Source organism: Nocardia sp. NPDC050718 (assembly GCF_040654235.1).
Taxonomy (GTDB): domain Bacteria; phylum Actinomycetota; class Actinomycetes; order Mycobacteriales; family Mycobacteriaceae; genus Nocardia.
Map to the genome: position 1 here is coordinate 588,741 of NZ_JBFAHQ010000003.1, position 18,693 is coordinate 607,433.

General features: G+C 71.5%; 16 protein-coding genes. 8 read left to right on the top strand and 8 right to left on the bottom strand.

Annotation, left to right across the window (positions count from 1 at the left end; translation table 11 throughout):
- Positions 1–117 precede the first annotated feature (117 nt).
- From AB0H54_RS17195 to AB0H54_RS17205, 3 genes are all read left to right on the top strand, one after another.
- Positions 118–1,779 (top strand): DNA repair helicase XPB, encoded by a 1,662-nt coding sequence (locus AB0H54_RS17195; RefSeq protein ID WP_357346360.1) that lies wholly within the window; start codon positions 118–120, stop codon positions 1,777–1,779.
- 147 nt (positions 1,780–1,926) lie between these two features.
- Positions 1,927–2,592, top strand: a complete 666-nt coding sequence (locus AB0H54_RS17200) for a DUF3239 domain-containing protein (RefSeq protein ID WP_355271082.1) — start codon at positions 1,927–1,929, stop codon at positions 2,590–2,592.
- A gap of 100 nt (positions 2,593–2,692) precedes the next feature.
- Positions 2,693–4,084, top strand: coding sequence for a M1 family metallopeptidase (locus AB0H54_RS17205; protein WP_357346361.1), 1,392 nt, complete (start codon positions 2,693–2,695; stop codon positions 4,082–4,084).
- 13 nt (positions 4,085–4,097) lie between these two features.
- Here the strand turns inward: AB0H54_RS17205 and AB0H54_RS17210 are convergent, their stop codons facing one another.
- The gene (locus AB0H54_RS17210; protein ID WP_357346362.1) at positions 4,098–4,955 is read right to left on the bottom strand and encodes a hypothetical protein; all 858 of its coding nucleotides are present in this window, start codon (positions 4,953–4,955) and stop codon (positions 4,098–4,100) included.
- Positions 4,956–5,112: 157 nt separating this feature from the next.
- Here AB0H54_RS17210 and AB0H54_RS17215 point away from each other — a divergent pair, with 157 nt between their 5' ends.
- Entirely contained in the window at positions 5,113–5,577 is a 465-nt protein-coding gene (locus AB0H54_RS17215; RefSeq protein ID WP_355271087.1) for a hypothetical protein, read from the top strand.
- Position 5,578: 1 nt separating this feature from the next.
- Here the strand turns inward: AB0H54_RS17215 and AB0H54_RS17220 are convergent, their stop codons facing one another.
- Positions 5,579–7,879, bottom strand: a complete 2,301-nt coding sequence (locus AB0H54_RS17220) for a helicase-associated domain-containing protein (RefSeq protein ID WP_357346363.1) — start codon at positions 7,877–7,879, stop codon at positions 5,579–5,581.
- A 39-nt stretch (positions 7,880–7,918) separates the two neighbouring features.
- On the opposite strand from AB0H54_RS17220, the gene AB0H54_RS17225 reads away from it, so the two are divergent.
- Positions 7,919–8,110, top strand: coding sequence for a hypothetical protein (locus AB0H54_RS17225; protein WP_019044917.1), 192 nt, complete (start codon positions 7,919–7,921; stop codon positions 8,108–8,110).
- 65 nt (positions 8,111–8,175) lie between these two features.
- Here AB0H54_RS17225 and AB0H54_RS17230 read toward each other — a convergent pair whose 3' ends face one another.
- Positions 8,176–8,784: a resuscitation-promoting factor Rpf1 domain-containing protein gene (locus AB0H54_RS17230; RefSeq protein ID WP_355271091.1), complete on the bottom strand. Its 609-nt coding sequence runs from the start codon at positions 8,782–8,784 to the stop codon at positions 8,176–8,178.
- A gap of 373 nt (positions 8,785–9,157) precedes the next feature.
- Positions 9,158–9,406, bottom strand: a complete 249-nt coding sequence (locus AB0H54_RS17235) for a hypothetical protein (RefSeq protein WP_357346364.1) — start codon at positions 9,404–9,406, stop codon at positions 9,158–9,160.
- A 158-nt stretch (positions 9,407–9,564) separates the two neighbouring features.
- Here AB0H54_RS17235 and AB0H54_RS17240 point away from each other — a divergent pair, with 158 nt between their 5' ends.
- Positions 9,565–9,984 carry a cold-shock protein gene (locus tag AB0H54_RS17240; RefSeq protein WP_355271726.1) on the top strand — a complete coding sequence of 140 codons (420 nt, stop codon included), beginning with the start codon at positions 9,565–9,567 and terminating at the stop codon, positions 9,982–9,984.
- A gap of 48 nt (positions 9,985–10,032) precedes the next feature.
- Here the strand turns inward: AB0H54_RS17240 and AB0H54_RS17245 are convergent, their stop codons facing one another.
- The 3 genes from AB0H54_RS17245 to AB0H54_RS17255 form a co-directional block, all read right to left on the bottom strand.
- On the bottom strand, positions 10,033–10,548 hold the full coding sequence (locus AB0H54_RS17245; protein WP_357346365.1) for a DUF2771 domain-containing protein: 516 nt from the start codon (positions 10,546–10,548) through the stop codon (positions 10,033–10,035).
- The gene (locus AB0H54_RS17250) at positions 10,545–12,329 is read right to left on the bottom strand and encodes an MFS transporter (protein WP_357346366.1); all 1,785 of its coding nucleotides are present in this window, start codon (positions 12,327–12,329) and stop codon (positions 10,545–10,547) included. Before AB0H54_RS17250 ends, AB0H54_RS17245 begins: the two co-directional genes overlap by 4 nt.
- Before the next feature lie 68 nt (positions 12,330–12,397).
- Complete coding sequence (locus AB0H54_RS17255; RefSeq protein ID WP_357346367.1) at positions 12,398–13,174, bottom strand: glutaminyl-peptide cyclotransferase; 777 nt, start codon at positions 13,172–13,174, stop codon at positions 12,398–12,400.
- Positions 13,175–13,191: 17 nt separating this feature from the next.
- Between AB0H54_RS17255 and AB0H54_RS17260 the strand changes: the two genes are divergently transcribed.
- Both AB0H54_RS17260 and AB0H54_RS17265 read left to right on the top strand, forming a co-directional pair.
- Positions 13,192–15,021: a DUF3027 domain-containing protein gene (locus tag AB0H54_RS17260; protein ID WP_357346368.1), complete on the top strand. Its 1,830-nt coding sequence runs from the start codon at positions 13,192–13,194 to the stop codon at positions 15,019–15,021.
- 44 nt (positions 15,022–15,065) lie between these two features.
- Positions 15,066–17,987: an ATP-binding protein gene (locus AB0H54_RS17265; protein ID WP_357346369.1), complete on the top strand. Its 2,922-nt coding sequence runs from the start codon at positions 15,066–15,068 to the stop codon at positions 17,985–17,987.
- Here AB0H54_RS17265 and AB0H54_RS17270 read toward each other — a convergent pair.
- Positions 17,984–18,598, bottom strand: coding sequence for a TetR family transcriptional regulator (locus AB0H54_RS17270; protein WP_357346370.1), 615 nt, complete (start codon positions 18,596–18,598; stop codon positions 17,984–17,986). The two genes, AB0H54_RS17265 and AB0H54_RS17270, sit on opposite strands and share 4 nt — an antisense overlap.
- Positions 18,599–18,693: the final 95 nt, after the last annotated feature.

The following is an 18,693-nucleotide window of genomic DNA, read 5'->3' on the forward strand; positions in this document are numbered from 1 at the left end:
CGAACGCACCCCGCACAGGGCGAGCTCGACGAGCCCGTTCGGGGCCGCCCCTCGATCGAGTGCTCGATCGAGGGTCACGAGGCCCCGAACCCGCGGCCCCGGCCGCTAAGGAACACTGTGACCGACGGTCCGCTGATCGTGCAGAGCGACAAGACCCTGCTGCTCGAGGTCGACCACGAGCTGGCAGGCAACGCGCGGCAGGCCATCGCGCCGTTCGCGGAGCTCGAGCGCGCGCCCGAACACGTGCATACCTACCGGATCACGCCGCTGGCGTTGTGGAACGCCCGCGCGGCCGGACACGACGCCGAGCAGGTCGTCGACGCGCTGGTGAACTTCTCGCGCTACGCGGTGCCGCAGCCGCTGCTGGTCGACATCGTCGACACCATGGGCCGCTACGGCAGGCTGCAGCTGGTCAAGCATCCGGCGCACGGGCTGTGCCTGGTGAGCCTGGACCGCGCGGTGCTCGAGGAAGTGCTGCGGCACAAGAAGATCGCCCCCATGCTCGGCGCCAGGATCGACGACGACACGGTGATCGTGCACCCGTCCGAGCGCGGCCACATCAAGCAGATGCTGCTCAAGATCGGCTGGCCCGCCGAGGATCTGGCCGGCTACGTCGACGGCGAGGCGCACGACATCGGCCTGGACTACACCGAGGGCAAGTGGCACCTGCGCGACTACCAGGAGATGGCCGCCGACTCGTTCTGGGCGGGCGGCTCCGGCGTGGTCGTGCTGCCGTGTGGCGCGGGCAAGACGATGGTCGGCGCTGCGGCCATGGCCAAGGCCAAGGCGACCACGTTGATCCTGGTCACCAATACCGTCGCGGGCAGGCAGTGGCGGCGCGAGCTGCTGGCGCGGACCACGCTGACCGAGGACGAGATCGGCGAGTACTCCGGCGAGCGCAAGGAGATCCGCCCGGTCACCATCGCCACGTACCAGGTGATCACCCGCAAGACCAAGGGTGAGTACAAGCACCTGGAGCTGTTCGACAGCCGCGACTGGGGCCTGGTGATCTACGACGAGGTGCACCTGCTGCCCGCGCCGGTGTTCCGGATGACCGCCGATCTGCAGTCCCGGCGCAGGCTCGGCCTGACCGCCACGCTGGTGCGCGAGGACGGCCGCGAGGGCGACGTCTTCTCGCTGATCGGCCCGAAGCGCTATGACGCGCCGTGGAAGGACATCGAGGCGCAGGGCTGGATCGCGCCCGCCGACTGCGTCGAGGTGCGGGTGACGCTCACCGATGCCGAGCGGATGGCCTACGCCACCGCCGAGCCGGAGGAGCGCTACAAGCTGTGTTCCACCGCGCGCACCAAGATCCCGGTGGTGGAGTCGATCCTGGCCAGGCACAAGGACGCGCCGACGCTGGTGATCGGCGCGTACCTGGACCAGCTCGAGGAGCTGGGCGTCGACCTGAACGCGCCGGTGATCACCGGCGCCACCAAGAACAAGGAGCGGGAGGCGCTCTTCGACGCGTTCCGGTCCGGCGAGGTGCCGGTGCTGGTGGTCAGCAAGGTCGCGAACTTCTCCATCGATCTGCCGGAAGCCTCGGTGGCGGTGCAGGTTTCGGGCACCTTCGGCTCCCGGCAGGAGGAGGCCCAGCGCCTCGGCCGGCTGCTGCGGCCGAAACAGGATGGGGGACAGGCGCATTTCTACTCGGTGGTCGCCCGCGACACCCTCGACGCCGAATACGCCGCGCACCGGCAGCGCTTCCTGGCCGAGCAAGGCTACGCCTACCGCATCACCGACGCCGACGATCTGCTCGGACCGCCGATCGGTGACTGATCTGCACAGCCGACCGATCGGTCGGGGGCCGACGGCGGGGTGACGGCGCGTAGCGACGATCGGCCGGTCGGAACGCGGTACCGTGCGGTGAAGTCCTCGGCAGATAAGTGGAGGCAACTCCTCCGCAACTTGTGCTAGGAAGGAACCGTGCGCCGCTTCGAATTCGTGGTCGACCGTGAGCACGCTCATGCGGTCAACGAGACGTTCACCGGGTTACGCAGGTTGCGGGTGGTGGCCCTGCTGGTGGCCGGGCTGGCCGTCGCGGCGACGGCCGCCCTGCTGTGGAGCGGGCAGGCCTGGGGGTATCTGCTCGCCGTCGTGTGCGTGCTGGTCGCGGCGATCGCGCTGTGGGTCGCGCTGTGGACGCCGCATCGCTCCAGTATCGAAAAGCTCTACCAGGACGGCGCTTTGGTGCCCGCCGTGGTCACCGAGGCCGAGGACTCCGGCATCGTGCTGCTCGCCCTCGTCGACATCGCCGAGCCCGCCGCGCCGACGCGCAGCTGGGCGCTGATCACCCGCAAGGTGCGCGCGCTGCCCGGCCATCTGCCCGAGCCGGGGGAGCGGGTGCCCGCCGTCGCGGTCCGCACCGACCGCGCGCCCCGGCAGGTCGGTGAACGGTGGCAGCTGGTCACGGCCATGCCGATCGCCTGGGGCACCCGTGATCGGCTGGTCATCGAGCGGGCCCGCGCCGCCATCACCGAGCGGGAATGGCGGCTGCTCGCCGAGAACCTGGCGCTGGCCGCGCGGGTGAAGCGGACCGCGACCAAGCGCCTGCTGCTCGACCCGCAGCAGCTGCCCGGCGACCTGGGCTGAGCGCGCGGGCGACGGATATTAGGACCTGCGCGGCGCGGCTGGAACGATGGAAGGTGTCCGCGAGATCCGAGCCAGAGCAGGCGAAAGGTGTCAGTCGACGATGCGATGGTCGGCCGGAGTGTGCGCGGTGCTCGCCCTGCTGGCGCTGGGCGTGCGCCCGATCGGCGCCGACCCCGGCCTGATCGGGGCGCCGGGGCTCGGCGATCCCTACTACCCGCTCGACGGCAACGGCGGCTACGACGTCGCCCACTACGACCTGGCGGTCGACTACGACCCGGCCACCTACGTCCTGCGCGGCACCGCGACCATCGACGCCAGGGCGACTCAGCCGCTGGCCCGATTCGACCTCGACTACCGCGGTCCCGAGGTGCTGATGGTGACGATCAACGGCCAGCCGGCGGGCTGGACCCGCGAGGAGGACCAGGAGCTGGTCGTCACGCCGCTGCTGCCGCTGCCCGCCGGGCTGCCGATGCGCGTCGTCGTCGACTACGCGGGCCCGACCGCCGACACCGAGGGCGAGGGCTGGACCTACGCGCCCAGCGGCGGCGCGTTCGCCGTCGGCCAGCCGCACAGCGCGAGCACCTGGTACCCGCTCAACGACACCCCGCTGGACAAGGCGACCTTCACCCTGCACGCCTCGGTGCCCGCCGAGTGGGAGGTGATGTCGACCGGTGACCGCACCCGGCACGAGGTGCGCGACGGTCGCCTGCACACCACCTGGGAGACCAGGCAACCCGTGATCGGGTACCTGACCACGATCGCCGTCGACCACTTCACCTTCCTCGAACAGCGCACGCCCGACGGCACACCCGTGCTCAGCGCCTTCGCGCCGGAGTCGGAGAGCAACCGCGACGACGAGCAGCGGCTGCCGGAGATCCTCGCCTTCCTCGAAAACCTGTACGGCCCCTACCCGTTCGATGTCGCGGGTGGCATCTACGTCGACGCCGAGCTCCCGTTCTCGCTGGAGACCCAGACCCGCCCCACCTACGCGCCGTGGACCGACCTGAACACGGTCGTGCACGAACTGGCGCATCAATGGTGGGGCGACACGATGTCGGTGCGGCAGTGGTCCGACATCTGCCTCAACGAGTGCTTCGCCAGCTACACCGCCGACTACCTGTGGCCGGAGCGGATCGATGGCGCCGACGTCGACACCAAGTACCGCGAGAAGATCGCGAAATACCGTGACGATCCGGAGTTCTGGGAGGTCGCGCTGGCGAGCCCCGGCGCGGGCAACGAGTTCACCTCGGTCTACTACCGCGGACCGCTGTTCCTGCACGCGCTGCGCAAGCTGCTCGGCGAGGACGTGTTCTTCACCGCCGTCCACGATTTCGTGAACGAGCGCCGCGACGGCCACGGCTCGATGCCGGAGTTCCGGGAGTTCCTCCAGAGCCGGACCTCGTTGCCGCTCGGTGAGTTCCTGGCCGAATGGCTGGACGCGACCACACCACCGCGCGAGGCGTTCCTCTATCCGGGCACGCTGGGCCGCTGACCCACCCCGCGCGTCAGTCCTCGTCCACGCGGGCGCGCGCTCGCTCGGCCCAGCGCTGCATCCGCTCGAATCGACTGCGCGCCGAAGTCAATTCGCCCCGGGCGCGATGGTCGGCGGTGCGGGCGAAATGGCGTTGCTGCTCGGCGTGCTCGAGCTCGGCGCGCAACTCATCGATGCGGGACTCGATGTCGTCGAGCGCGGTCTTCGCCTGGGCGGCGGCGGCTTCGGCCTCGTCGCGCGCGGAACGGGCGGTCGCCAGCGCGGATTCGGCGTCGTCGAGTTCCTGCCTGGCCTCGGCGCGGCGGGCCGCCTCGGCGTCGGCGGGTGATTTCCCGGCCTTGCGAGGCGCGCGTTTCGCCGGGGCAGCGGCCTTGCCGCCGGTGATCGCGACCAACCCGGCCGGGCCGAAGCCGTCGTAGGTGACGGTGGTCGGCAGCAGGCCTGCGCGGACCTGATCGGCGACGCCGGGATCGGCCAGCGCGGCGGTCAGGGTCTGGCCGACCTCGCGCAGCACCTGGTCGCTCGCCGGGCGGTCGTGCTCGGCGGCCAGTTCGCCCGCCCGCTTGGTCATGGCGTTGACCACCTGCTGGCGCTGGGTGCCCAGGGCGCGCAGCTTGTCGCCGGAGAGCTGGCGCTGGGCCGCGCGCAGGGCCTCGCCGAGGTCGAGCAGGGCCGCGATCTCCTGCGGCGCGTGCCGGGCCAGCAGGTTGACCGTCCACGCGGCGACCGTCGGTTTGCGCAGCGCGGTGATGGCCGCGGCGAGCTCGCGGTCGCCGTCGGCACGGGCCTGGGCGGCCCGCTCGGTGCGGGTCGGCACGAAGTCGCCGGGGTCCAGGCCGTACAGCTCGCCTGCGACATCGTCGAGGGTCATCTTTGTGATGGTAGCCAGGGTTCGACGGGGCCGAGCGCGGGCGCGACGGGCTTGGGTATCGTCACCGGCGGTCATGTTCGCCTGAACCGTTCGGTGAGTGAGGTTTTCAGTGTTGTTCCCAGGAAAGCGACTGCTGGCACGGGTTGTGCTCGCCCCCGTGGCGACGGTCGCACTGGTCGGGGCGGTCGCCGCCTGTTCGTCGGACAGCGACTCGGCGGGCGCTTCGCTCGCCAAGGGTTCGTGCGTCGAGGTCACCGACAACGCGGCCGACGCGATGGTCGGCACGCTCGGTGACTGCGCGGCGGCGACGTCGAACTACCGGATCGTGCAGGTCGGCACGGCCCCGCTGACCTGCGACGTCTCCGACGCCACCTTCAACGGCACGGTCGGTGACACCAAGACCGCGCTGTGCCTGGCGCCGAACTTCGCCCAGGGCAGCTGCTACGCCGACGCGGGCAAGCGCCCCGCCGAGGCCGTGGCCTGCACCGCCCCCGAGGCCACCTTCAAGGTCGTCAAGCGCATCGACGGCGTGGCCGACGAACTCCAGTGCGGCGTCGACGCGACGCAGTTCCGCACCGTCGCCGACCCCAAGGCCACCTTCTGCATGGCCAAGCCGGCCTAGTTCAATCCAGCAGGGCGACCGACGCGATCCGGTGCAGGGTGAAGTGCCGGGTCGCGCCGGTGACGGGGTCGACGGCGTCGAGCTGGCCGTTGCCGACGCGCAGCGGTTCGACCACGCGCTGGCTCGCGACGCCCTGGGCGTCGACGTAACCGATGTTCACCGGGCGGCCCACCCTGGCGGCCAGCTGGAGCAGAGCCAGGGTGGCCGCGGTGCCGGTGCGGGTGCCGTCGGCGCGCACCGACTGGCCGGTGCGGGCACCGGCGGCGCGTTCGCCCGCGCGCAGTTCGGTGACCAGCAGCGCGAGCTGTTCGTCGCTGGGTGGGCTCGGGCGATAGGGCTTGCGGGCCAGCGGGCGGACCGCGATGCGGGCGCCGCGCGGCCGCAGGTCGACGATCGCGCCCGCGGAATCCTCACCGGCCGGTGCGAAACCGGCCGCGCGCAGCTGTTCGAGCAGCTCGCCCAGCGGGGCCAGCGCGATGGCGACGGTGGGCGCGATCGCGCGCAGCGCCAGGGTGTCGGCGACCGGCGCGGCCAGCACCTGGGCGAGCAGCGCCGGGTCGTCGCTGCGCAGGAACGACTGCGCCATGCCCGCCCGCAGCTGACCGTGGCGGCGGGCGACATCGTCGATGAGATATGTCAGGGACTGGGGGACCGGCGTGCGGGAGTGGTTGGCGAACAGCGCGTGCAGTTCGGCGGCGGTCATCCCGGCGTCCAGCGCGCGGCGCACCGAGGTGTCGCCGACCCGGTAGACCGTGGCCGCGCCCGCCGACTCCACATCGGCGACCAAGGCGATCCGGCCGCGTAGCTCGGGCACCAGCGGGCCGGGCGCGATCACCGTGAGGTCGGCCTGGACGAGCACGTGATCGACCGGCTCCGGCAGCGCGGCGGCCATCTCCGCCTCGGCGTCGGCGACACTGGTGTCGGCGCCGTGCAGCAGCGCCCGCGCGGCGGAATCGAGCGCGCCGCGCCCGAGCAGGCCGAGGGTGGCGGCCTCGGCCAGCGTCGCGCTCACCGCGTCGAGCCGGAAATGCCTGCGCCTGCGCGGCATCCGCCAGGCCAGCAGCTTGCCGATATCGGTGGCGGTCAGCGCGGTTCCGCTCGGGTACTCGGCGAGCAGACCGAGGATCGCGTGGCGGTCGCGTACCGCGTGCGGGATGCGCAGTTCCGCCGAGAGCGCGGCGATCGGCTTGTCGGCGGCATCGCGCAGCCCGATCATCCACGGCATCCGGTCCAGATCCAGCCAGGCCTGCGCGAGCAGCACCCAGCGGGTGGCGGGCGGCGCGTCCAGCCAGGCGTCGGCCGCGGGCGTCGGGGCCCAGAAGTCGTCGGTGGAGTCCACCTCCGGCACCGGCTCGGGCAGGCCCTTCTCGACCAGCTTGGCCGCCGCCAGCAGCTCGAGCAGCAGACCGGCGCGCGTCTCGTCGACGCCGGTCTGCTTGGCCAGCCTGCGCAGCTCGCGCACGCCGAGCCCGCCCGCCCGCAGCGCCGGGGCGGGTAGTCGGCCCAGCGCGTCGAGCAGGTCGGCGCAATCGCGCAGCAGCTCACCGACTTCGCCCGCGCCGACCGCGTTCACCTCGGCGGGCGCGTGCTTGGTCAGCGTCGGCTTGGGCGGGGCGAGGGCGTGCGGGTCGGTCACCGGCTCGCCGCGCAGGATCTGGCCGACCGTCACCGGCAGTTCGACGGTCTCGTCGTCGATCCGGTGCAGCAGCCGGGCCGCCAGCAGCCGCGGTACCGGACGATCGGGGGCCGTGCCGGGTGCGGCGTCCCTGGTGCGCCCGCGCGGACCCGTGGTGGCCAGTTTCTCCAGCAGCGCGCGTTCGGCCGGGCTCGCCGCGGTGAGCGCGGTGGCGACCTCCGGCTCGGTCAGGGCGTCGGGCAGCGCCGTCGTCGCGCCGAGGGGCCAGGGGAGGGCTTCGGCGGCGCTGGGGGCCAGGTGCAGGCCGTCGCCGGTCTGCCAGACCAGCGCGCGGTCGAGCAGGCGGGTCAGCGCGGCGGTGAGCGCGGTCTTGGTGACCCGGTCCTTCAGCTGCGCGTGCAGGGTGATCCGGGTCAGCGGGGTGACCTCGGTGCCGATCGTGCGGGCGTCCTCGTTGGCGGTGAGCGCCTCGATGATCGCGAATTCGAGGGTGTCGAGATCGTCGGCCGCGCGCAGCACCGAGGCCCGCTGCTGGGCACGCACCGCGAGCACCGACATCGACGCGGGCAGCGGCACCGCCAGATCGGGCCGCAACTGCAGCAGTTTCACCAGCTGGGGGTCGGTGCGCGCACCGAGCCAATCGGCGAGGGAGTCCGTCGCGATCATCCGATCCAGCCTACGTTGTGCGTATGCCAGAATGAGCCCGTGGTGAACAAATCGAAGAAACCCTACGTCGACAACGGCTGGCCGCAGGTGGCCGACGGCGAGCACGCCGTGACCGAACTGTCGGCGACCCGCGCCGGTAACCTCTCGCCCTTCGGTGAGGACACCGAGTTTCCCGTCCCGGCATCGTCGCTGCCGTACATCCACCCGCAGACGGTGATCAACCGGGTGTAGTTCGGACGGGAAAGACAAGAGCCCGCATCCCTAGGGATGCGGGCTCTAGTTGTCTGCGCGGGCGATCAGGAGGGCAGCAGGCCCTTGTTCGCCTCGAAGAAGTCGATCACGGCCGGGTCGAGCTGAGTGCCCTTGGCGGCGTTGAAGAAATCGAGCGCCTGCTGCGGCACGGCGACACCCTGCTGCTGCACGACGGAGAGGGCGCGATCGACGGCCTGGAACACTTCCTGGCTCGGATCCTGCACCTGCGGGACGGTCACCTGCGGGGCCCAGCTCGGGGTGGAGGGGGCGATTCGCTCGGACGGGCCGCTGCTCAGACCCAGCTGGGACGAGCAGGAGGGCCAGGCGCCCCAACCCTGAGAAGCGAGAACCTTTTCGGCGACCACGATCTGCTGTTCGCGGGTGGCCTGGTTGGCCGTGGCGGCGTACTCGCCACCACCGTGCGCGTTCCAGGTGGAGGGCGAGAACTGCAGCCCACCCTGGTAGCCGTTGCCGGTGTTGATGCCCCAGTTGCCGCCGGCTTCACACTGCGCGAGGCGATCCCAGTCGGAGTCGGGGGCCGCGCTGGCGTTTCCTGCGAAAGCTGCACTGGCGGTGCCGATGATCGCGCCGGTGACGGCGACCTTGGCGACAGTGCGGCCGGTGGAAGTCGGCTTGCGGTGGCGTCCACTCATATCGGGTTTCTTCCTCTCGTGCGCACCTGCATGTGGCCCGGACTGAGAGGTCTCCCGGTCCGCCCTCACTCCTGATTCCAATCGGGGTCCGGTACCCGCGGGGTGAGGTTCGGTGCGGCGGGCCGGTGGTTCCGGGGGTTGCCCCGGCTGAGAGAAACGGTACGACGGACAGCGGGGAAAGTCACTATTTGGTAACCGGCGTGTACGGGTGGGTCTCGGGGTGGTCTCAGGGTGATCCCCGAGGCGTCCGCGCAGGTAGTCGCGGTGCCATGTGTGCGCGACGGTTGCACACTCAGTTCGTTATCTACCCGTTATGTGACGAGGATCACACTGCTGTCTGGGTATCGATTCGCCGGGGTAACCAGTTGACGCGTCAACGCGCGCGTCGGCCCGACCACAGCGCGAACACCACGGCGAGCAGGAAGCCGACAGGTGCGAGCATCGCGAGCAGGTACAGCCACAGCCCCGGCGACGAGTCCGACACGATCGGTGTCACGAAGATGGCGATCACCGCCAGGATTCCGATCCCGAACAGCGCGAGGGCGAGTTGCAGCAGGCGATCGCTCGGTCGGCGGGGGTCGCGCTCCGGCGGAGTGGCGGCGGGCGGAGGTGAGTTGGTCACCGGTGCACCGTAAAACTGATGTGCTCGCGTTATAGCAACCGGGGTAGACTCTCAGCACATCGCGTCCTGCCTTGCTGTGGGGCGCGTTCTTTTCGCGACAAGCAGCTGTAACCCGGGCCACAAGGGTCCGGGTGTCGAATGATGAACGGGTGAGCGCAGTGCCGACCGGCCGGGTGAAGTGGTACGACGTCGAAAAGGGCTTCGGCTTCCTTTCCCAAGACGAGGGCGAGGACGTCTACGTCCGTTCCTCCGCGCTGCCCGAGGGCGTCGAAGGTCTCAAGCCCGGTCAGCGCGTCGAATTCGGCATGGCCGCCGGCCGTCGTGGCCCGCAGGCGCTCAGCTTGAAGCTGCTGGAGGCACCGCCGACCGTGCGCGGCAACCAGGCGCAGCAGCCCGCCCGCAAGGACGCGGGGCCGCGCAAGTCGCCCGACGAACTGCACGGCCTGGTCGAGGACATGATCACGCTGCTCGAGACCAAGGTCCAGCCGGATCTGCGGCGCGGCAAGTACCCGGATCGCAAGCTGTCCCAGCGGATCTCCGAGGTCGTGCGGGCCGTCGCCCGCGAACTCGACCACTGATTCGATTCCTCGGTCCCGGGCACCCACGGTGTCCGGGACCGAGTCGTCTCAGGCCTCGGGGGTGCTGATCGACCAGGCGGCGTGCGGGATGTAGGTCTCGCGGCCGGTCGCGGTGTCGCGGGCCAGGATCGGCAGCTGCACCTCGATGCCCGCCAGGCGCAGGTCGGGTTCGGGCTTGGTGTCGATGGTGAGCGCGCGTGCGCCCGAGGGGAAGTCGGCGAAGCTCAGCACCCGGTCGACCTGCTCGCCGGAGGGACGCTGGTAGATCAGCTGGACCAGCCACGGTGACTCGGCGATCTTGTCCGGCAGCGACAGCTGCACCGGAAGGCCCGCCACCGTCGCGAGCTCGGTGGTCTCGCCGTACCGGCAGTCCTGCATGGTGACGGTGCAGTACAGGAACGGGTCGACGGTGACGGTCTCGCCGTGCGCGAACGCGGTGATCTGCGGCTCGTACTCGGGCGCCTTCGAGACGGCGTAGGCCACCAGGCCCGCGGTCACCGCGGCGACCGCGACGAGTCCGGCCGCGACCAGGGCGACGATCGTGCGGACGTTGAGCTTGCTCACCGGATGGGGTCTCCTGTCCCTCGCGGAACCGCACCCGGGCCTGCCCGGTGCGGATGGGTGTTGGGCACTTCCTGCTCGGCGTGCTGCGGACGGTTGCCGCCCAGGCCGGGCAGCAGCGAATGTCCGGTGTAGCTGACGAACGTCTGGATCAGGCCGATCACCAGGATCACGCTGATCACCGCGAAACCCTTCCAGAATTCGATCGGCAACAGCACACCGGCCGCGCCGCCGATCACCCAGCTCAGCTGGAGCACCGTCTCCGACCGGCCGAAACCGGACGCGATCGACTCCGGCGGCAGGTCGTCCTGGATCGCCGCGTCCAGCGACACCTTCGCCAGCGCGCTCGCCGCGGAGGCGACCAGCGCCGCGAACGCCGCGCCGAACAGATTGCCGGTGAACATCGCGAACAGCGCGACCGCGGTACAGGCCGCGGTGCAGCCGAGCACCACCAGCGACGGCCTGCCCAGTTGCAGCCTGGCCCCGGTCGCGTTGCCGCCGAAGTTGCCGATGCCCGCCGCGACGCCGACCACCGCGAGCATCGCCGCCTGCTCGGTCGGGCTGCCGCCCGAGCCCTTGGCGACGAAGGCGATGTAGAAGGTCAGGAAGCCGGTGAGCACGCGGATGGAGCTGTTGCCCCACAGCCCGGTGACCACGGCCCGGCCCAGCGGCTGCCGTCGTTTCCGGGCGGGCACCGAGGATTCCGTGCCGGGTTCGAGCACCTCGGTGTGCGCGTCGTCGCCGTGATAGCTCAGCGTCGCTGGCACCTCGCCCTCGGTCACCTCCACCCACGACGGAATCCGCAGGCTCAGATACGCGCCGGCCACCGCGATGCCGGTGGCCAGCACCAGCGCGCCGGTGGACCCGGCGATCATGGCGGCGAGCGCGGCCACCGCACCGGCGCCGATGGTGCCGCCGACCAGGCCGAACACCGTCAGCCGGGAGTTGGTGCGGACCAGATCGATATCCGGTGGGAGCACCCTCGGGGTGACCGCGCTCTTGAGGACCGCGAAGGATTTCGAGCCGACCATCATGCACAGGGCCAGCGGATACAGCCCCCACGTGTCGATCTCGATGATCAGCAGCAGCGCGAAGATCGCGCGCAGCCCGAACGTCGTCGCCAGGGCCAGCCTGCGGCCGCGCTGCAACCGGTCCAGCAGCGGGCCGATCAGCGGCGCGATCACCGCGAACGGGGCGATGGTGATCAGCAGGTACAGCGCCACCTTGGTCTTGGACTCGGCGGTGGCGCTGGCGAAGAACAGGGTGTTGGCCAGCGAGACGGCGATCGCTGCGTCGAGCGCGAAGTTGGCCATCGTGGCGTAGGTGAGCGCGGTCAGGCCCGACTGGTCGGCGCCGTCGGCCTTGGCGGCGCGCTGGAAGGTGGCGAACCCGCGTTCGGTGAGTTCGCGGCTGCGCATGGCCGCGACCCGGGTGACGGTGAGCTTGCGCGGTACCCGCTGCTTGACCCCGTCGTCGGCGGGCTCCTCGGGCCGGGGCAGCGGGCGGGTGCCCGCCGGGCCGATGTCCTGCTCGGGCGGCACCGGCCTGGCGCGCGGCGCGGGGCCGCGCAGCGGGGCGGTCGGGGCGGCGTCGGGCTCGGACCGTCCGCGCCGGAACGGGTTCTTCGACCGGATCGTCGGCGGATCGGGCGAGTCCGGGCGGGGGAAGACCTTGCGCGGAGTGCCCGCGCGCGGCGGGTACTGCCCGAAGCCGGGATGCCTGCCCGCGGGGTTACCGTCCCGGCGACCACGGTCGGGACCGGAGGGATCGCGGGGAGTAGTCACAGTCCAATTCTGGCCCACGCGGGTTCTCCGTGTTCACTCGCGGCGCGGCAGTGTTCGCCACAGCTCGCCTATTTCGGGACGAACCGCACCTCGAACATGCGCGGCCAGTACTTGCCGGTGAGCAGGAATCGGTCGGTGCCGGGCAGGTGGGCGATGCCGTTGAGGACATCGGTGCCCGCGCGCTCGCCCGCGGTGAGCAGCCCGCCCGCCTCGATCACGGCCAGCACCCGGCCGGTCTCCGGATCGATGCGCAGGATCTCGTCGGAGGGGTAGTTGTTGGCGTAGACCGTGCCGTCGGGGGCGCAGTCGAGTTCGTTCGGCTGCGGAGACGGGTAGCCGGACAGCGTCACCGAACCGGTCTTGGCGAAGGTCACCGGGTCGCGGAAGGTGAGGGTGGGCGTGCCGTCGCTCATCACCAGGCGCTGGGGCTGGGCGCACACGCCCCAGCCCTCGCCCTCGTACTCGGCGCGGCCGGTCTCGGCCAGGGTGACCGGGTCGCGCGCGATGGCGACGTGGTCCTGCCAGGTGATCTGCCAGACGATCCCGCCCGCCTTCGTCATGCCCTCGCCGAACAGGTTGCCCGGCAGATCGACGCGCGCGGTCTCGACGCCGGTCGCCTGATCGGCGGCGCGCGCGCTCGACACGCCCCACATGCCGGTGCTTTCGTAGCGGACGCCGTCGACCACCTCCAGCCCCTGGGTGAAGGCCCGCGGATCGTGCGGTGACGAGCCGATCACCTCGACGCGCCAGCGGGGAGGTCCGGGCTGTTCCTGGCCCCCGCAAGCCCCTACACCGAGCAGGCTGACCAGCGCAGCGACGGCCAACGAACTCCGATTGCACTTCATACGGCAAAATGTATGCCGTGAGCGCAGTATCTGTTTCGGAGTCCGGCGTGCGTCCTGTTCTGGCCGATGCGGCCGAAGTCGCACGTCGTGCGCTCGTGGAGTTGGAGCCCGACGGGGTCGGAGCGCATCTTGGGGTGTCCGGCGAGGACGAGTCGGCGGCCACCCACCGGTTCGAGGCGACCCTGCCCGGCTACCGCGGCTGGCAGTGGGCCGTCGTGGTCGCCGCGCCGCCGGAGGCCACATACGCCACGGTCAGCGAGTCGGCGTTGCTACCTGGCCCCGATGCCCTGATCGCCCCCGACTTCATCCCGTGGGAGCAGCGGGTCCGCCCCGGCGACCTCGGTCCCGGCGATCTGCTCGCCCCGCCCGCCGACGATCCCCGCCTGGTCCCCGGCTACATCGCGACCGGCGATCCCGTGGTCGACGAGGTGTGTCACGAGATCGGCCTCGGCCGCACCCAGGTGCTCAGCCTCGAGGGCCGCGTCGAGGCGGCCCAGCGCTGGTATACCGAGTTCGGCCCCGACACCGAGATGGCCAAGGCCGCCCCCTCCACCTGCGGCCTGTGCGGCTTCTTCCTGCCGCTGGCCGGCGCCCTGCGCGAATCCTTCGGCGTCTGCGGCAACGCGATGGGCGCCGACGGCCACGTCGTCCACATCGAATACGGCTGCGGCGCCCACTCCGACGTGATCGCCCCCTCGGGCAACGGTTCGCCGCGCTACGAGGCGTTCGACGACCACGCCGTGGAACTCGTCGAGATCGTCCGCACGACGCCGGAGTCCGTGCCGTCGGCCGAGGACGCCTCGATCGGTGAGGCTGCCGAGGCCGCTGCGCCCGCCGAGGCCGCCGCGACCGGTGAGGCCGCCGCGCCCGCCGAAGCCGCTGCGACGGCTGCGACTGCCGAAGCCACTGCGGCCACCGAATCTGTTGAGGTGTCCGTGGCGGACGTGGCCACCCCGGCCGGAAATGCCGAGACCACTGTCGACACCGACACCGACACCGACACCGCGACCGCGACGGATAGCGCTGCGGTCGAGACCGGCGAAAACGCCGATCAGCAGGAGACCGCCGAGGCCGAGGCCGTCGACGCGGCCGCCGCCGCCCGCGCAGCGCTCGCCGAAGGCGCGCAGCCGGAGTCGGCCGCCGAGGTCGTCGCCGCCGAGTCGGCACCCACGGTTGAGGCTGCCGTGGTCGCCGAGGCCGTGGCCGAGGCGCCCTCGGGCGCGACGGAAGCCGACACCGCCGAGTCGCGGACCGGTGCTACCGAGGTCGTCGCTGAGACCGCCCCGGCGGCCGAGCCGGTGACCGGCGCTGCCGAGATCGCCACCGGCGACCTGGGTGCCGAGTCCGCGCCCGCTGCGGAGACGCAGTCCGGCGCCGAAACGGTCGGTGCCGAGACGGTCGGTGCCGAATCGCAGGCTGCCGCCGACACGGTGACCGAGTCCGTGACCGATGTGGCCGAGCCCGCCGTCGATGAAGCGGGTGCCGACACGGCTGCCGCCGACCTGGCGGTGGATACCGAGGCTGCGTCGGATAGTGCCGCTGAATCGGCCGTGACCGAACCGGTCTCAGGTGCTGAGGGTGAACCTTCCGCTGCTGTCGAGGTGGAAACGCCGGACGCCGACTCCGAGCAGGTCCCCGCTGTTGGCGAGGAGCTCGCGGCCGGCGGCGCCGAGGTCGCGGCGGACGTCCCCACTGCCGCCGAGGACGTCGCCATTGCCGCCGAGGACGTCGCCCCTGCCGCCGACGCGGCGGGCGAAGACACCACGGCCGCAACGGCTTCGGGTGCCGAGTCGGACGCCGTCCAGGGTGACTCGGTGGACGAGCACGGATCGTCGGTGGCGCGCTGAACGGATCGGCGGATCCCTTCGGCACCGCGGAGCTGCGTGCCGGAGTGCTTGCCGCCTGGCGGGATTCGCCTACCCGGTTGCGCGAGGACAGCGCGACCGAGGCGGATCTGGTGGCCGCGGGCTACCGGGATCGGGTGCTCACCGAGCTGGCGCAGAACGCGGCCGACGCGGCGGCGAAGGCGGGGGTCGCGGGTGAGCTGAGCGTCCGGGTGCTCGACGGGCGACTGCACGTCGCGAATACCGGTGCGCCGCTGAGTGTTTCCGGCGTGCACGCGCTCACCGCCTTGCGTGCCTCCGGGAAGACCGAGGCGGAGCAGGTCGGGCGGTTCGGTGTCGGCTTCACGGCGGTGCGGTCGGTGGGCGACGAGATCGAGGTCAGGTCGACGACCGGCTCGATCCGGTTCTCCCGGACCGCGACCCGGAACGCGTTGCACGACATCGGCATCGAGATCCCCGAGGACCTGCCGACGATCGAGCCGCCGGTGCTGCGCCTGGCCTGGCCCGTCCCGACCACCCCGGTCGCCGGCGCCGACACCGAGGTCGTCGTGCACCTGCGCGACGACATCGACGCCGACGCCCTGCTCGCCGCCCTGCGCGCGGAAGCGACCGACCTGCTGCTGGAACTGCCCGCCCTGCGTCGCATCCGGATCGGCGCCGACGAATTCACCAGCACCGGTACCGATCTCGGTGCCGACGGCCTCACCGAACTGGCCGTCACCCAGCCGGACGGCGCCACCCGGCGCTGGTGGCAGTACCGCACCCCGAGGGCGCGCTGGCTGCTCCCGCTGCGCGAGGGCCGCCCCGTGGCCGCCGCCCCCGACGTGCTGCGCGCGCCCACCCGTTCCGACGAGGAACTGTCCCTGCCCGCGATCCTGGTGGCCGACATCGCCATGCAGCCCGATCGCCGTCGCCTCCTCCCCGGCGCCCGCCTGTCGGAACTGGCCGCGGGCTACGCCGATTTCGCCCGCGCCCTCCCGCCCCGCGACCGCCTGGTCCTCGTCCCGGCCCCCGGCTTCGCCCGCAGCGAGGCCGACGGCCTCCTCCGCGAAGCCGTCACCACCGAACTCCGCACCAACCCGTGGCTCCCCGTCTGCGCCACCCAGCTCGCGGACCCGGAGCTCGTCGACCCCGAATCGCCGCCGACCGGTGACTCCCCGGCACCCGCGACGGACGCCGCACGAGCCGCGGCCATCGCCCTGGGCGGGTTCGACCTGCCGGAAGCTTCCGGTCGCGTGGTCGAGGCGCAGGCCGGGCGGATCACCGGCACCGACGCAAGTCGTCTCGATGCTTGGTTCTCGGGCGTCACGACGGACCAAGTCGCTGTCCCGACCCGCGCCAGCGTATTCCCGGACCTCACACCGGAATTGGCGGCGCAGCTCGCCGATATCACCGGCCCCCTACTGATCCCGGAGCTCTCCGGTCGCGCCCAGCAGGAGAAGCTGTCCGTCCTCGACGTGCACCGCCTCGGCCCGGCGTCGCTGGCCGAGCTGTCGAGCGGCCTGGATCGCGAACCGCGCTGGTGGCAGCGGTTCTACGCCGCCCTCGAACCGTTCGTGGTCGACACCAGGACCGCCGAGGAGTTCGGCGCGCTGGCGGTGCCGCTGGCCGACGGCAGGCTCGTCACCGGACCGCGCACCGTCGTCCTCGACGATCAGCTCACGGTGGCCGTTCCGGTGCACTGGGCCCGCCTGGTGCACCCCGACGCCACCCATGCCCTGCTGGCCCGGCTCGGCGCCCGCAGCGCCACCGCGGAGGATCTGCTCACCGACCCCGGCCTGCACGACCTGCTCGAACAGGACCCGGCCGACCCCGACACCGTCGACGCTGTACTGCGGCTGGCGCCCTTCGCCAGCCCGGAGCTGCTCCCGTCCTGGCTCGGCCTGCTCGAACTGCCCGACGACACCGGCGAACCGCGGTCGGCCGACGAGCTGCTGCTCCCCGGCGCGCCGCTGGCCGCCGTGCTGGTCGAGGACTCCCCGTTCGGCACCGTCGACGCCGACACGGTCGCCGAATACGGCACCGACGCCCTGCGCGCGATCGGCGTGGGCTGGGACTTCGCGGTGGTCACCGATCCCGACCCGGTCGGCCCCGACCACGACCTCGACGACGAACACACCTGGTGGGACGGTCTTTCCGCGGACCCGCGCGAGCTGGCCGCCGTCCGCGACCTCGATCTGGTGGACGAGAACCGCTGGCCCACCGCCCTGCGCCAGCTGCTGTCGGAGCCGCGCACCCGGGCCCTGCTAGCCGACCGCGACGGCTACACCGCCTGGTGGCTGCACCGGCACGCGCACATCGGCGATATCGCCCTGGGCCGCCTGCGCCACCCCGACGACGACGAATTCGCGGGCCTGCTCCCGGCGTTCGAGGTCGACGGCATCACCGGTCCCGACCTGGACGTGCTGCGCTCGCTGCTGGTCCGCCCGGACGTGATGTCGGCCGAACTGGCCGAGGAACTCCTCGACGCGCTCGCCGATCCGTCGAAAACCCCCGCGCCTGAGGTCATCGCGCACACCCACGCCCGGCTGGCCGCCGCCGTCGAATCCGGCGCGTTGGACCCGCGCGAGCTGGATCTGCCCGAGCAGGTGCGCGCGCTGTCCGGCGCGGTCGTCGACGCGAGCACGGTGCTGGTCCTGGACCAGCCCTGCTTCGGCCTGGTCGTCCCGCCGGAGCGGCTGGTGGCCGGGGACGCGGGCAGCGCCGAGGGGCTGGCGACCCTGCTGGACGTGCCGCTGGTCTCGGAGGAGGTCAGCGCCGAGGTGCTCGGCACCGGCAGGCGAACCACCTGGGCGGCCGACGCGCTGGGCGTCGTGCTGCGTCAGCTGTGGTCACCGCGGGACACCGCGGGCGCGCTGGTCCTGCACGAGACGCTCGAGGTGCATCTGCGCGGTGCGCTGACGGGCACGGTGCGGGTGCCGTGGTGGCACACCGAGGACGCGGTGCACGTGCAGGTGCCGCGGGGCTAGCGCGCGTGCGCGGCCACCATCGCGGCGAGCAGGTCGAGCTGGGTCTGCACGGCCTCGCTGTCGTCGTCGACGAGCCAGCGCAGCACCACACCGTCGATGACGCTGAGGATGAACCGGCTCAGCTCGGTGACGGGGGTGGTCCAGGTGGTCGCGGTGGCTTCCCGGCAGTGGTCCATGACGTCGGCGACGGTGGTGTCGTTGAACGCGTACTGCTCGCGGGCGATCGCGATCTTGGCCGGCGTCGACTCACCCTCGCGCAGGGCGTAAGTGGTGGTCTCGTAGGTGAGCAGCTGACGCTCCGGCGTGGCTTCGATGTTGCGCCACATCAGTTCCAAACCGGAACGCACCAATTTCTGAAGCGCTTCTTTTCCGGTTCCGGCATCCGCCCAGAGCGAATCATCGGCATCGACGGAATCGCGCAATTCCATGGACAACGCTTTGACCAGCTCGGTCATCAGTGCGTCCTTGTTTTCGAAACAGTAATGCACCACACCGAGTGAGACGCCCGCTGCTTGTGCGACATCGCGCGTGGTCACGCCCGCGACGCCTTTTTTCTCTGCGAGACCGATCGCTGCCTCGATCAGGTGGGCTCGTCGTTCTTCGACGCTCAATCGGGAGGACACGTGTGCGAGTTAAGCGCCCGCGTGGCAAACAGTCAATTCGCCGGTCCGCGAGAAAATCCTGGACATCTGACCAGTTGATGTGG

Excerpts from the sequence above, each read along its gene's own strand:
- AB0H54_RS17205 (WP_357346361.1), top strand. The coding sequence starts at position 2,693 with ATGCGATGGTCGGCCGGAGTGTGCGCGGTGCTCGCCCTGCTGGCGCTG.
- AB0H54_RS17210 (WP_357346362.1), bottom strand. The coding sequence starts at position 4,955 with ATGACCCTCGACGATGTCGCAGGCGAGCTGTACGGCCTGGACCCCGGC.
- AB0H54_RS17220 (WP_357346363.1), bottom strand. The coding sequence starts at position 7,879 with ATGATCGCGACGGACTCCCTCGCCGATTGGCTCGGTGCGCGCACCGAC.
- AB0H54_RS17230 (WP_355271091.1), bottom strand. The coding sequence starts at position 8,784 with ATGAGTGGACGCCACCGCAAGCCGACTTCCACCGGCCGCACTGTCGCC.
- AB0H54_RS17255 (WP_357346367.1), bottom strand. The coding sequence starts at position 13,174 with ATGAAGTGCAATCGGAGTTCGTTGGCCGTCGCTGCGCTGGTCAGCCTG.